The organism is Chelatococcus sambhunathii (assembly GCF_001418005.1).
Classification (GTDB): Bacteria; Pseudomonadota; Alphaproteobacteria; order Rhizobiales; family Beijerinckiaceae; genus Chelatococcus_A; species Chelatococcus_A sambhunathii.
Map to the genome: position 1 here is coordinate 45,101 of NZ_LIOL01000005.1, position 13,230 is coordinate 58,330.

The window sequence follows — 13,230 nt, forward strand, 5'->3', positions numbered from 1 at the left end:
ATGGACGGCGCAGGGGGCAGGGAGATCGAGGAGGAGGCGGCCCGCCGCTCCGGGCGCTGGCTGGTGCCGGCGCTCGTCGTCATCCTCCTCGTCCTGTGCGTCCTGTCGCTGATGCTCGGCCCGGCGCGGCTCACGCCAGCCACGGTGATCGAGGGCCTCCTCGGCGACAGCGGTGGTGCGGGCGTCGTCGTGCGCGACATCCGCCTGCCGCGCACCCTGCTCGCCGTCATCATCGGCGCGACGCTCGGCCTTGCGGGCGCCGCCTTGCAAGGTCTGCTGCGCAACCCGCTCGCCGCACCCTCCGTCTTCGGTGCGCCGCAGGCGGCGGCGCTCGGAGCCGTCGTCGTCATCTATTTCGGCTATGCGGAGGTTTATTCGCCCGCCCTGCCGCTCGCCGCCATCGCCGCCTCCTTCCTGTCGGTGCTCGTCGTCATCCTCATCGCCGGTGAGGGTGCGAGCCTCGTCGTCCTCGTCCTTGCGGGGCTTGCCATCTCTAGCCTCGCCGGGGCGGCCACCTCGCTCGCCATCAGCCTGTCGCCCAACGCCTTCGCCGTCACCGAGATCGTCTTCTGGCTCATGGGCTCGCTGGAGGACCGAACCATGCGCCACGTCGCGCTCGTGGCGCCCTTCGCGCTTCTCGGGGCCGCGCTCCTCCTCTCCCAGGGTGGGGCGCTGCGCACGCTGGCGCTCGGCGAGGAAGCCGCCCGCAGCCTCGGCATCGACGTGCGCCTGCTGCGCCTTGCGGTCGTCACCGGGGTGGCCGTCGGCGTCGGCGCGAGCGTAGCGGTCGCCGGCACCATCGGCTTCATCGGCCTCGTCGCCCCGCACATCGTGCGCCCGCTCGTCGGTCATGACCCGGGCCGCACGCTCGTGCCGGCAGCGCTCGCCGGGGCGGTGCTGCTGACTGCGGCCGATTGCGCCGTGCGTGTCATCCCCTCCGCCACCGAGGTCAAGCTCGGCGTGCTCACCGCCATCGTCGGCGTCCCCTTCTTCCTCTACATCATCGTGCGCCGCCGGGCCGAGCTGACGGGAGCGCCGGCATGACGGGTCCCACTCTCGCCGCCCGCGCCGTCGCCGCGCGCCTCGGCGGCCGGCAGGTGCTCGCCGGCGTCGACCTGACACTTTCGCCCGGCAGCCTGACTGCCATCATCGGCCCGAACGGCGCCGGCAAGACGACATTGGTGCGGGTAATGGCCGGGCTCGTGCGGCCGGAGGTAGGCACGGTGCTCCTCGGCGAACGGCCGCTGCCGGCGCTCTCGACCCGCGAGCGGGCCCGCGCCATTGCCTATCTGCCGCAGGGTGGCACCGTCGCCTGGCCGCTGCCGGCCGCCGACGTCGTCGCCCTCGGGCGCGTGCCGCACGGCGGCGGGCCGGGAACGGGCCGGATTGATCCGGCTGTCGCCCGCGCCATGCGCGCCACCGACAGCGAGGCCTTCGCCGGACGGGCCGTCACCACCTTGTCGGGCGGCGAGCGGGCGCGCGTCCTGCTCGCCCGCGCGCTCGCCGTCGAGGCGCCGGTGCTCATCTGCGACGAGCCGGTCGCCGCGCTCGATCCGCGTCACCAGCTCGCGGTGATGGGCGTGCTCGCCGCCGAGGCCCGGAAGGGCCGCGCCGTCGCCGTCGTGATGCACGACCTCGCCCTTGCCGCGCGCCATGCCGACCGGGTTGTCATCCTCGCCGAGGGACATCTCGTCGCCGCCGGCACGCCGCACGCGGTGCTGACCCCGGCCCTGCTGGCGGAGGTCTTCGGGGTCGCCTCTCTGCGCGAGGAGCGGCCGGACGGGCTGCTCGTCCTGCCCTGGCGCCCGCTTGCGCCCGCGTCCCCTGTTTGACGACTGACGCACAACGTCATACCTCTAATCGACATACCCCGGTCCCGAAAGGCGGGACGGAGCATTCGGTTCGAGAGAAGTCGATCATCTGCCATGAAGGACGGCAGCCCAAGCCCGGACACCCGCGCGCGTATCATCGCCGCCGCCGAACAGCTCTTCCGCGACATCGGCTTCCAGAAGACGACCGTTGCCGACATCGCCAAGACGCTCTCCATGAGCCCGGCCAACGTCTACCGTTTCTTCGCCTCCAAGAAGGACATCAACGAGGCGGTGGCCGAGCGCATGACCGGCCGCAAGCGAATCCGGCTCGAAGCCGTCGCCAGCGAGCCGGGCACGGCGCGCGAGCGCATGCGCCGCCTCCTGACTGAGATGCACATCATGATGGCGGAATTCGCCGATGCCGATGCCAAGATCCAGGAGATGGTGGCCGTCGCCATCGCCGAGAGCTGGAGCGTCATCCACGACCACATCCGCGACATCGACACGATCATCGCCAATGTGGTGCGCGAGGGCATCGCCGAAGGCGAATTCTCGGATGTGGATCCGGAGGTGGCCGGCCCCTGCGTGCGCGCGGCGATGACACGCTTCTGCCATCCGAGCGTGCTCGTGATGTGCCGTGACATCCCGCAGCCGACCCTCGACGAGCAGATCGACTTCATCCTGGCGGCCCTCGGTGCGGGGCGGCAGGAGACCCCGCGCCGGGCCCGCGAGGCGACCCGCGCAACCTGAACCGCCCGCAGCTCCCGTCGGTTCGGCGCGTTGACAAACCGCCCCGTCAGGCTGATACCGCGCACACATCCATTCAGAACGGCTCCAGATTCTTGGCACAACTCCTGGCGAAGAAGACGCTGATCATTGCCCACGACCTCGGCGCGACCATCCTTGCCGTGGTCCTGGCCTTTATCGTGCGCTTCGAGGGCCCGCAGCTCGGCGAGCGCCTGGCGCTGCTGCCGCACGTCCTTGTCGTCTTCGTGCCGCTCGCCGCCGTCACCTACTGGTACTTCGGCCTCTACCGCTCGCGCTGGCGCTTCGCCTCGCTGCCCGACCTGTCGAACATCTTCAAGGCGGTCACGATCCTGGCGCTGGCACTGCTCGTCGGCGACTATGTCCTCGCCTCGTCGCGCTTCTACGGCTACTTCTTCTTCGGCAAGATCACCATCGCGCTCTACTGGGTGCTGCAGATGTTCCTGCTCGGCGGGCCTCGGCTTGCCTGGCGCTATCTGAAATACGCCCAGTCGCGCCACAGCATCGAGCGGCAGGACGCCACCGCCTCCCTTGTCCTCGGGCGCAGCGCCGAGGTGGAGGTCGCGCTGCGGGCCATCGAGAGCGGTGCTTTCTCGAAGATCGCGGCCAAGGGCATCCTGTCGCCGCGCGAGTCTGATCTCGACCAGGCGATTCGCGGCGTGCCGGTGCTCGGCACCTTCGTCGAACTTGAGCAGGTCATCGCCGATCTCGCCGAGCGCGGGATCAACGTGCGCCGTCTCGTGATGACGCCGAGCGCCATCAACGCCCCCGAAGCCGACGCCCTGCTCGCCCGCGCGCGGCGCCTCGGCCTGCCGCTGTCGCGGCTGCAGGGCCTTGATGAGGAAGGCCTGCGCGACCTCACCCTTGCCCCCGTCGACATCGAGGACCTGCTGCTGCGCCCGACGGTCGAGATCGACAAGGCGCGCCTCGCCCGCTTCATCCGCGGCAAGCGCGTACTCGTCACGGGCGGCGGCGGCTCCATCGGCAGCGAGATCTGCGCCCGTGTCGCCGCCTTCGGCGCCGATGCGCTTTACGTGCTCGAGAGTTCGGAGCCGGCGCTGCATGCGGTGACCGAGCAGCTCGCCGTGCTCGACGCGCCGACGCGGATCGAGGGCGGCATCGCCGACGTGCGCGACCGCGAACGCATCGAGCATCTCTTCCGGCAGTTCGCACCCGACGTCGTCTTCCACGCCGCGGCCTTGAAGCACGTACCCTATCTGGAGCAGGACTGGAGCGAGGGCATCAAGACCAACGTCTTCGGTTCCGTCAACGTCGCCGATGCGGCAGTCGCTACCGGCGTGCGCGCGCTCGTCATGATCTCGACCGACAAGGCCATCGAGCCGGTATCCATGCTCGGCACGACGAAGCGCCTCGCCGAGATGTATGCCCAGGCGCTCGATGCCGAGACGGCAGCGAATGGGGGCAGCGGCACGCGCCTCATCGCCGTGCGCTTCGGCAACGTCCTCGGCTCCGTCGGCTCGGTGGTACCGAAGTTCAAGGCCCAGATCGCCCGCGGTGGCCCCGTCACCGTCACCCATCCGGACATGGTCCGTTATTTCATGACGGTGCGCGAGGCCGCCGACCTGGTCCTTACCGCCGCCTCCCATGCCGATGCTGAGGGCCGCATGGCCACCGGCGCCGGCCGGCGCGCCGCCGTCTACGTCCTCAAGATGGGCCAGCCTGTCCGCATCTACGACCTCGCCCAGCGCATGATCCGACTCGCCGGCTTCGAGCCCGGCGTCGATATCGACATTGCCATCACCGGCGTGCGCCCCGGCGAGCGCCTGCATGAGATCCTCTTCGCCCGCGAGGAGCCGATGACGGAGACGGGCATCGACGGTGTCATGGCGGCCGAGCCGGTCTTCGCCGACAAGGCGCGCATCGCGGGCTGGCTGGCGCGGCTCGAGAAGGCGGCGCGCACCTACGACCGCGCCAGCGCCGAGGCGGTGATGGCGGAGGCCATCCCCGAGTTCAGCCGCCGGCAGCCCCCAGCCGCCGCAGGCCTTCCGGTGTCGTCAGAAGCGGTCGCCAGCCGAGCGCCGTGAGGCGGCCCGGCTCGACGACGAGCGAGCCGGCCAGACGCTCGAGCACTGCCTGGCGGCCGGCAAGCCGCAACAGCTTGGCGATCCACCGCTCGTCAATGTCGATGACCCCCGGGCGCCGTCCCATCCCGGCCCTTAGCGCCGCGATAATCTCCGCCAGCGAGACGGGTGCCGCATCGGCCACCAGCATGGCCCCTGACAGCGGGCCGGGCTGCGCCAGCACATGGACGATAGCATCGGCAAGGTTCTCTACCGCAAGAAGCGAGCGCCGGGCGCCGAGCCCGCCGAAGGGCAACGGCAACGGCAGGCGCGCCAGCCTGACGAGGGCCCCCATGTTGCCCGCAACACCCCGACCGTAGACCAGCACGGGCCGTAGCGACACATGGTCGATGCCGCGCTCGGCAAGGCCGCGCTCGGCCGCGAGCTTGGAGCGGCCGTAAGGATCGACCGGGGCGGGCGAATCGTCGTCCCTGACAGTCGCCGTCGCGCTCGCTCCGCTCTGAGCGCGGACGGAGGACAGGAAGACGAAACGGCGCACGCGGCCGGCCGCGGCATCGGCCAGCGCGAGCGTCGCATCGGTATTGACTGCCTGATAGCGCGCCTCCGCGACGCCGGGCCCCACATGGGCGATGCCGGCCCCGTGCACGATGGCGTCGACGCCGCCGAGCCCCGACGCCCAATCGACCGGCCCGGCAAGATCGCCGATGACGAAAGGCTCACTGCCGGGCGGCACGCGGCCCGCATCGCGCACGGCAGCGCGGACGGCATAGCCGGCTTCGCGCAAGCCGGCAGCCACGTGCCGGCCGACGAAGCCGGAGGCTCCGGTGAGGAGAACCGTGCCGCGCGCGCCCGTCATCATGCCGCGGCGATGCCAGCGCGCGGACGCGAGAAGCGCAGCAGCACAAAACCGACGCCCGCCGCCCCGAGCGCGACGATGGCCACCTGAAGCGCCGGAGAGGTGACGCCCAGCGAAATCGCCGCCAGCACGGCAAGGAAGAGATTGAGGACCAGCACCTGGCCAACGACGGCCGGCACCGAATAGCCGTTATCGGTGGCGCGCTGGTAGAAATGGCTGCGGTGCGCCTGCCATACGCGCTCGCCGCGCGCGAGCCGCCTGAAGAGCGTCAGCGTGGCGTCGGCCAGATAGTAGAGCGGCAGGAGGACGGCGGCGGCGAGCCCGCCATGGGCGGCGAGCACGAGCAGCAGGTAGCCGGCGATGAGCCCGATGGGCAGCGAGCCGACATCGCCGAGGAAGAGCCGGGCCACCGGCCGGTTGAAGGGCGCAAAGCCGAGGAGACCGCCAAGCAGGGCCGCCGCGAGCACGCCCTCCGCCGGTGGCAGTAGGCCGGACAGGGCGAAGGTGGTGAGCGCGGCGCACAGCGGCGCGAATTCCGCCACCGTCATCAGGTCGAGCCCGTCCATGAAATTGACGAGATTGACGAACCAGACGCCAGCGAGCACCAGCAGGGCCTGCTCGCAGCCGAGGGGTAGCCAGTCCGGCCCGATGCGTGCGACGTTCGTCGCTGCGACGACCACGAGACCGACAGCGGCGAACTGCGCGCCGAGGCGCGGCAGCACGGGCAGCGGGCGCATGTCGTCGAAGGCGCCAAGCCCCGCGAGCACGATGGCTGCTATTGCGACGGCGAGGAGCGCGGCACCGCCACCGGCACCAAGCGGCGGCAGGCCGATCGCGAAGGCCACCGCACCGGCCGCGAGCGCGGCACCGAGCACGGCGATGCCCCCGCCCTGCGGCGTCGGGATGCGATGGCTCGAGCGCGCGTTGGGCCGCGCCAGCGCATAACGCTGCAGCAGCGGGCGCAGCAGGATGATGGCGAGCCCTGCCAGCAGGGCGGCGCCGAGGCAGGTGGTGGCGAACAGCGCCGTCACGTCGCGCTCCGGATGACGAACCGATCCCGCTCTCCGGCGGGCGGCGCGACAATAGCCGATGGTGCCACAGCCGCAAGCGGCGAGGCTGTCGTGCGGTCGCGATCAGGCGGCTACGCGCGCGGCGGCGAGGTGAACCTCCTGCCCCTCGCGCGCGACGAACGAACCGGGCAGCATGGCGGCGAGGCGCCGCTCCATGTCGGCGAGATCGGCATCCGTGTGCCAGGGATGCACGTGGAAGGCCGCGAGCCGGCCGACGCCGGCCGCCCGGCAGAGCGCGACGCCCGCATCGCAGGTCGAGTGGCCCCAGCCGCGGCAGCGGCAATATTCCGCTTCCGTATACATGGCGTCGTAGATGACGAGGTCGGCGTTGCGCACGAAAGCGAGCAGTTCCTCGTGCGGCCAGGGGCCGAGCTCGTCGTGCTCGATGTCGCTGACGTAGCAGACGGCCCGCCCGCCGTGGTCGAAGCGATAGGCGGTGGCGCCGGAGGGATGCTGCAGCGGGCACGTGCGGACCCTGAGCCCATCGTCGAAGGTCAGCGTCTCACCGGCATGGAAGCCGACGTGCTCAATCGTCGCCGGCAACTGGGCGAGCGTCACTGGGAAGAGCGGCGGCGCAAACAGCCGGTTGAGCGCCGCCTCGGCACTCTCGCCGCCGAGATTGCCGCAGTGCAGCCGCAGCGTCGTGCCCTTCATCAAAGCCGGCCGGAAGAAGGGCAGACCGATGACATGGTCGAGATGAAGGTGGCTCAGAAGCAGGTCGATGTGCGCCGGAGCATCGGCGCCGAGCGTCTGTCCGAGGCGGGTGATGCCCGTGCCGGCGTCGATGACAAACAGCCGCTCACCACAACGTACCTCGACGCAGGCCGTATGACCGCCGAACGTGCATACGTCCGGCCCCGACACGGGATGCGAGCCCCGGACGCCCCAGAAGCGGACGCTGAGATCACTCTCCGTCGGTTTCTTGTCCATAGCCATCCATCATCTCTACCTTAGAAAAACCGCAAACGACGTGCGCTAGCGCACATGCAAGTCACGATTCGGGAGAGTCATGATTGCTCCGCCATTTCCGCCGCCGTCCGTGGCTGCGCCAGCCCGGAGCGCGAGAAATGGACGGTCCTGCCAAGGCAGTCTTCGGACAGGCCCGGCGGCAGCACGGCGACGAGGCTGCGGCTCTCGAACCCCTGGCGCAGACGGCCGACGAGTGCCTCGGCATCGCTCCGCGTCATGCCGTCGAAAATGTGGCTGACCACGAGCACCTGCGGCTCGCGCGCCAGGCAGCGGATAAGATCGACCAGCCGGTCCGGCACCGGCGAGACGAGCCCCTTGCGCGGGCCGACGCGGGCGGAGAGCCCGAGCCGCAGCACCTCGGCGTCGAGACCGAGCGAGGCGAGGACGCGGCGCACGGCGGCATGCACCCGCTCCTCCGCCCCCGCGATGTCGTAGGCCACGCGGCCGAAGAGCAGGTTGTCGCTGAGCGAGGCAGCGCTGCACAACCGCTCCGCTTCCCAGAACTCGATGGCCGGCGCAAGGCCCGGCGGCAGCAGGCGCGCGAAGGTGCGCCGGGCCGCAACGATGCGCGCCTCCAGCGTCTCGTCGAGCAGGCCGAGGCGGTGCCGCGTCTCCACATAGCGCAGGGCAAGCGCGATCAAGAGATCGCGGTCCTCGGCCTGTTCGCTGCGCCGGCGCTGGGCGCGGCGTGCGATCAGGCCCTCGTAGCGGCCGCGCTCCTCGGCGCTGAAGAAGGAGAAGCGCTCGATGAGAGCGTTGTCGTCGGGAATGCCGGCGAACATCTCCACCATCTGCGTGGCGATGGCGAGCCCCATCTCCGTCAGCGGCCGCGTCAATTCCTCCGCCTCCAGCACAGCCCTGAGGAAGGGGTTGCGGGCGAGACGCCGCTCCTCGAACGTGTCGCCCACGGGCACGCCGAAAAGGATGTTCTCGGCCACGGTGCCGTGGCGGTTGTAGCGCTCGGCCGCAAACGGATCGACGAGATTTTCGGTTCCGTCGGAAGCGAGTTCCTCCCTCACCGCCCGCCGAGCGTCGGCGATGAAGGGAGCGAGGCGGCCCGCCGCATGGGCGCCGACGGCCCCATTGAGCCCCAGGCTGTAGACCTCCGCATCGACCCCGACGAGCTTAAGCGCGGCGATGAGCCGGGCATCGCACGCATCCTCGTCCCGCGTCAGCTCCGGCGGCACGCCGTAGGTCAGGTTGTCCCTGAGGCTGCCGTCGAGCATCACGGGATCGGCCCCGGCGAAGGCGATGACGGCCGCCCTGTAGCCGTCGGACATCTCGCCGACGTCGACACCGTCGAAGAGGACGCGCCCCTCCGTGGGATCGAGCGCGCCGCCGAGGATCGCGGCGAGCACATCCGCGCCGGACCCTGGCGGCCCGACGAGAGCGACGTGTGCCGGCAGGTCGAATGCCAGGTCGACGTCCTCGAGCCTGTGTCCGGAATGGGGATCGAAGGCCGCGAGACCCTTGACCTCGATGCGCTGCGGCGAGGGTTGCGGCAGGCGCGCCGCCCGCCGGCGCCGCTCGCCACGCGCATTGAGGCTGCCGACGGCGCGGGCCAGTTCCTCGAGGGCGGCCCGGCCCTCGCGCTGCCCGGCGATCCAGCGCGTGAGCACATCCACAGGCCGTAGCATCAGGAAGGCGGCGAAGAGCGCGGCGACAAAGGCACCGGCGGACAGCATCCCTTCGGCCGCGAGATTGCCTGCGATCACGATGAAGAGCGCGGGAAGGCCGTAGCGGACGACGGCAACGAGCGCCTGCAGGACAATGTGGCGCCGCGCCTGCGCGGCCTGCCGGGCAGACAGGTGCGCCAGCATGGCGCCGAAGCCTGAGAGCTCCGCCTTGCCCGTGCCATGAATGCGGATGGCTGGCAGCCGCCGCGCCGCCTCCTGGGCCATGCGCCCCGATTCGCGATCGCCCTCGCGCGCAACGAAGCCCAGCGCGGCCCTTGCCTCGTCGAGAGGCCGCATCAGGACGGCGGCAGCGATGGCCCCGCCGAGGAACAGGAGCCCGATGAACAGATGCTGCGCGAAGCCGAAGGCGAGAATGACGAGGATTTCCGGACCGACGCTGAGCGGCACGGCGAGCGCTTCCCCGAGCACCGACGCGAGGCGGCCGACACCCTCGCCGATCTGCCGCGCGGCCGCCTCCGCCTCGTCCCGCGCCGAGGGCCGGGCCGTGACGATGCGGCCGAAGATATCCTTCCTGAGCCCGTTCGTGGCGCGGCTCGCTGCCGTCGCAGCAAGAAGGGAGACCAGCGCCCTGAGCCCCACCTGCAGGAGGACGAGGGCAATGAGCGTCGCGATGGCCGCCGCCATATAGGCATCGCGGCCAAGGAGAATGCCCTCGGACACGACGACCTCACCGCCGCCGAAGACCGCGGGCAGCCCGAAGGCGAGGCGCAGGAAAGGCGCCTGCGCATCGATATCGGTGAAACCCCCGCCGATGATGACGTCATCGATCAGGGTCGCCAGCACGACGAGGAAGAGGAGGACGGCGGCCGCCAGCATGAGGCCGACAAGAGCGATCACCAGATTAAGGCCGCGATTGCTGCGCCAAGCAAGTCGTAGGGGATCGCGTTCCATGGTTCTCCGGCGGCCAGTGGCGGGCCGCGGTGCGGCAACCCGTGGCCCCGACCCTACTGACGTTTCGCAAAAGTTTGAACCGCTTTTGCAGGACGATGGCCGGGCGCGGTGCGGCGAGCCGACTGCGGTCTGGCCAAAGCATCACCGCAGCGTGGCTTGCCATGAGCCGCCGCCCCGTGTCCTTCTGCACACCAGATAACAGCAAGGCTCGGGGAGGACGGCGTGGCACCTGCGACCGGGGAGGGGGAAACCTTCGACTACATCGTCGTCGGCGCCGGCTCGGCCGGCTGCGTGCTCGCCAACCGCCTGTCGGCGGACCCGAAGCGGTCCGTCCTCCTTCTGGAGGCCGGCGGCCGCGACGACTGGATATGGTTCCACATCCCCGTCGGCTATCTCTTCGCCATCGGCAATCCGCGCGCCGACTGGATGTTTCGCACGGAGGCCGTGGCCGGCCTCAACGGCCGCGCGCTCGCCTATCCGCGCGGCAAGGTCATTGGCGGCTGCTCCGCCATCAACGCCATGATCTACATGCGCGGCCAGGCGGCAGACTACGAGCGCTGGCGGCAGATGGGCCTTCCCGGCTGGGGCTGGGACGACGTCCTGCCGCATTTCCTGTCGATGGAGAACCACGTCGCCCCGCCCAATGCGCTGCACCGCAGCGGCGGGGAATGGTGCGTCGACTATCCGCGCATGCGCTGGGACCTGCTCGACGCCGTGCAGGACGCCGCCGAGAGCCTCGGCATCCCCAAGGTTGACGATTTCAACACCGGCGACAATTTCGGCTCCTCCTACTTCCAGGTTAACCAGAAGAACGGCCGGCGCTGGAGCGCGGCGCGCGGCTTCCTGAAGCCGGTCCTCGGCCGTCGGAACCTTCGTCTGGAGACGGGAGTGCACGTGGAGCGCATCCTCGTCGAGGACGGCCGCGCCACGGGCGTCGTCTTCTCGCGCGGCGGCGAGCGCTTCACCATGCGGGCCCGCGGCGAGGTGGTGCTCGCCGCCGGCGCCATCGGCACGCCGCAGCTGCTCGAAGTGAGCGGCATCGGCGATGCCGCCCGGCTCGCCGGGCTCGGCATCGATCCCGTGCGCGACCTGCCGGGCGTCGGCGAGAGCCTGCAGGACCATCTGCAGCTCCGCCCCATCTTCAAGGTCTCCGGCGTGCGCACCCTCAACGAGGATTACGCAAGGCTCGTCAGACGCGCTGCCATGGCGCTCGAATTTGCCCTCTTCCGACGCGGGCCGCTGACCATGGCCCCGTCGCAGCTCGGCATCTTCACCCGCTCCTCGCCGGAGTACGAGACGCCGAATCTTCAGTTCCACATTCAGCCGCTGTCGCTCGACAAGTTCGGCGACCGGCTGCATCCCTTCCCCGCCTTTACTGCGAGCGTCTGCAACCTGCGCCCGACGAGCCGCGGCTCGGTTCATGCGAAGAGCCCGGAGGCGCGTATGCCGCCGGCGATCGCCCCGAACTACCTCGCCACGGAGGAGGACCGGCGGGTCGCGGTCGACGCCATTCGCCTCGCGCGTCGGCTGGCCGCCGCGCCGCCGCTCGCGCGCTTCTCGCCCGAGGAATTCAAACCGGGGCCGCATCTGACGAGCGACGACGATCTCGCCGGGGCGGCGGGCGATCTCGGTACCACCATCTTCCATCCCGTCGGTACGGCCCGCATGGGCCGTGACGACGATCCCCTCGCCGTCGTCGACGCGCGCCTTCGGGTACGCGGCATCGCCGGCCTGCGCGTCGCCGATGCCTCGGTGATGCCGACCATCACCTCCGGCAACACCAATTCGCCCACGATGATGATCGCCGACAAGGCGGCCGCCATGATGGCGGAGGATGCGCGCGTCGCCTGAGCGGGCGCGACCGCAGCCGGTTTCCGCCCGGGCGTTTCCGGCATATGTTGCGTCGTTTCGCCGCGGCGGGAGCTGCGGCCTCCGGCAGGGAGAATGTCACATGGGGCTGGTCGACAGGGCAAGGAACATCATCGTCACGCCACGAACCGAGTGGCCCATGATCGCGGCCGAGGGGGGCACGGTCGGCGACATCTACCGGAATTACGTCGTCCCGCTTGCGCTCATCCCGGCCGTCTGCGGCTTCATCGGCATGTCGGTGCTGGGCTTCAGCATGGGCGAGGGGCACATGCGCATGCCCTTCTTCAGCGGCCTCGTGATGGCGGCCCTGCAGTTCGGGCTCGGGCTCCTCATCGTCTATCTCGTGGCACTTGTCATTGATGCGCTGGCGCCCAGCTTCGGCGGCCGCAAGGGCATGCTTCCCGCCTTCAAGCTGGCGGCCTATTCCTACACGCCGGCCTGGCTGACGGGCGTCTTCCTCCTCGTGCCGGTGCTCGGCTTCCTCGCCATCCTCGGGCTCTACGGCATCTATCTGCTCTATGTCGGGGCGCCGCGGCTCATGGGGGTGGCCGAGAGCAAGGCCGGCCTGTTCACCGCCATCGTCGTGATCATCGCGCTCGTCATGAGCTTCATCCTGTCGCTCGTGATCGCCTCCTTGATGCCCATGCCCGCCATGATGTGAGACCAAAGCTGTGCGAAGGCAGGAGCGCCGGCGAAGAACGGCGAAGTGACGGGCGGATGATATCGATGGGTGACATGGCCTCTCGGGCGGGGAGCGTGCTGGTTTTGCCGGAGGACGGGCGCCAGTCGCCCGTCGCACTCGCCGTCCAGCGGGGCGTGCGCCGGCTCTTCGCCGGTCTCGGGCAGGTGACGGTAACGGAGCTCACCCTTGCCTCCGGCCGGCGGGCCGACGTCGTGGCGCTCGCCCCCGACGGGCGCATCACCGTCGTCGAGGTCAAGTCGTGCCTCGCCGACTTCCGCACCGACGGCAAGTGGCAGGACTACCGGGCCTATTGCGACCGCCTCTTCTTCGCCGTCACCGACGACTTCCCGCAGGAGGTGCTGCCGGAGGCCACAGGGCTCATCGTCGCCGACCAGTACGGCGCCGCCGTACTGCGCGAGGCGCCCCTCCATCCGCTGCCCGGCGTCCGCCGCAAGGAGGTGACGCTGCGCTTTGCCCGCGCCGCCGCCTCGCGCCTCCACGCCGCCTTCGATCCCGAAGGCGCGCGCGGCATCATCTGAGGTCCTCTCCGCCATCCGGCACGCCGCTTGCTGGGCAAA

The 13,230-nt window shown here is 70.3% G+C and carries 11 protein-coding genes; 7 read left to right on the top strand and 4 right to left on the bottom strand.

What is annotated here, in order from left to right:
- The 4 genes from ASC46_RS11295 to ASC46_RS11310 all read left to right on the top strand — a co-directional run bounded on the left by ASC46_RS11295 (nt 1) and on the right by ASC46_RS11310 (nt 4,621).
- Complete coding sequence (locus ASC46_RS11295; protein ID WP_186438007.1) at nt 1-1,044, top strand: FecCD family ABC transporter permease; 1,044 nt, start codon at nt 1-3, stop codon at nt 1,042-1,044.
- Nucleotides 1,041-1,832: an ABC transporter ATP-binding protein gene (locus ASC46_RS11300; protein ID WP_055459423.1), complete on the top strand. Its 792-nt coding sequence runs from the start codon at nt 1,041-1,043 to the stop codon at nt 1,830-1,832. The genes ASC46_RS11295 and ASC46_RS11300 overlap by 4 nt, the downstream gene beginning before the upstream one ends.
- A 93-nt stretch (nt 1,833-1,925) precedes the next feature.
- Entirely contained in the window at nt 1,926-2,561 is a 636-nt protein-coding gene (locus tag ASC46_RS11305) for a TetR/AcrR family transcriptional regulator (RefSeq protein ID WP_055459424.1), read from the top strand.
- Between the two features lie 92 nt (nt 2,562-2,653).
- The gene (locus ASC46_RS11310; RefSeq protein ID WP_055459425.1) at nt 2,654-4,621 is read left to right on the top strand and encodes a nucleoside-diphosphate sugar epimerase/dehydratase; all 1,968 of its coding nucleotides are present in this window, start codon (nt 2,654-2,656) and stop codon (nt 4,619-4,621) included.
- Here ASC46_RS11310 and ASC46_RS11315 read toward each other — a convergent pair.
- The 4 genes from ASC46_RS11315 to ASC46_RS11330 all read right to left on the bottom strand — a co-directional run bounded on the left by ASC46_RS11315 (nt 4,548) and on the right by ASC46_RS11330 (nt 10,101).
- Nucleotides 4,548-5,477: an NAD-dependent epimerase/dehydratase family protein gene (locus ASC46_RS11315; RefSeq protein ID WP_425349126.1), complete on the bottom strand. Its 930-nt coding sequence runs from the start codon at nt 5,475-5,477 to the stop codon at nt 4,548-4,550. The two genes, ASC46_RS11310 and ASC46_RS11315, sit on opposite strands and share 74 nt — an antisense overlap.
- The gene (locus ASC46_RS11320; RefSeq protein ID WP_055459426.1) at nt 5,474-6,505 is read right to left on the bottom strand and encodes an MraY family glycosyltransferase; all 1,032 of its coding nucleotides are present in this window, start codon (nt 6,503-6,505) and stop codon (nt 5,474-5,476) included. The genes ASC46_RS11315 and ASC46_RS11320 overlap by 4 nt, the downstream gene beginning before the upstream one ends.
- A 102-nt stretch (nt 6,506-6,607) precedes the next feature.
- On the bottom strand, nt 6,608-7,474 hold the full coding sequence (locus ASC46_RS11325; protein ID WP_082464806.1) for an MBL fold metallo-hydrolase: 867 nt from the start codon (nt 7,472-7,474) through the stop codon (nt 6,608-6,610).
- Nucleotides 7,475-7,551: 77 nt separating this feature from the next.
- Complete coding sequence (locus ASC46_RS11330; RefSeq protein WP_055459428.1) at nt 7,552-10,101, bottom strand: ABC transporter ATP-binding protein; 2,550 nt, start codon at nt 10,099-10,101, stop codon at nt 7,552-7,554.
- Nucleotides 10,102-10,323: 222 nt separating this feature from the next.
- Between ASC46_RS11330 and ASC46_RS11335 the strand changes: the two genes are divergently transcribed.
- The 3 genes from ASC46_RS11335 (at nt 10,324) to ASC46_RS11345 (ending at nt 13,191) form a co-directional block, all read left to right on the top strand.
- A complete protein-coding gene (locus ASC46_RS11335) occupies nt 10,324-11,952 on the top strand; it encodes a GMC family oxidoreductase (protein ID WP_096335364.1) in 1,629 nt (542 codons plus the stop codon).
- A 100-nt stretch (nt 11,953-12,052) separates the two neighbouring features.
- Complete coding sequence (locus ASC46_RS11340) at nt 12,053-12,631, top strand: Yip1 family protein (RefSeq protein ID WP_055459430.1); 579 nt, start codon at nt 12,053-12,055, stop codon at nt 12,629-12,631.
- 65 nt (nt 12,632-12,696) lie between these two features.
- Entirely contained in the window at nt 12,697-13,191 is a 495-nt protein-coding gene (locus tag ASC46_RS11345) for an MmcB family DNA repair protein (protein ID WP_425349127.1), read from the top strand.
- Nucleotides 13,192-13,230 lie beyond the last annotated feature (39 nt).

Bases quoted from the DNA above. Each gene is read 5' to 3' on its own strand.
- ASC46_RS11295 (WP_186438007.1), top strand. From the start codon at position 1: ATGGACGGCGCAGGGGGCAGGGAGATCGAGGAGGAGGCGGCCCGCCGC.
- ASC46_RS11300 (WP_055459423.1), top strand. From the start codon at position 1,041: ATGACGGGTCCCACTCTCGCCGCCCGCGCCGTCGCCGCGCGCCTCGGC.
- ASC46_RS11305 (WP_055459424.1), top strand. From the start codon at position 1,926: ATGAAGGACGGCAGCCCAAGCCCGGACACCCGCGCGCGTATCATCGCC.
- ASC46_RS11315 (WP_425349126.1), bottom strand. From the start codon at position 5,477: ATGATGACGGGCGCGCGCGGCACGGTTCTCCTCACCGGAGCCTCCGGC.
- ASC46_RS11325 (WP_082464806.1), bottom strand. From the start codon at position 7,474: ATGGACAAGAAACCGACGGAGAGTGATCTCAGCGTCCGCTTCTGGGGC.
- ASC46_RS11330 (WP_055459428.1), bottom strand. From the start codon at position 10,101: ATGGAACGCGATCCCCTACGACTTGCTTGGCGCAGCAATCGCGGCCTT.
- ASC46_RS11340 (WP_055459430.1), top strand. From the start codon at position 12,053: ATGGGGCTGGTCGACAGGGCAAGGAACATCATCGTCACGCCACGAACC.
- ASC46_RS11345 (WP_425349127.1), top strand. From the start codon at position 12,697: ATGGGTGACATGGCCTCTCGGGCGGGGAGCGTGCTGGTTTTGCCGGAG.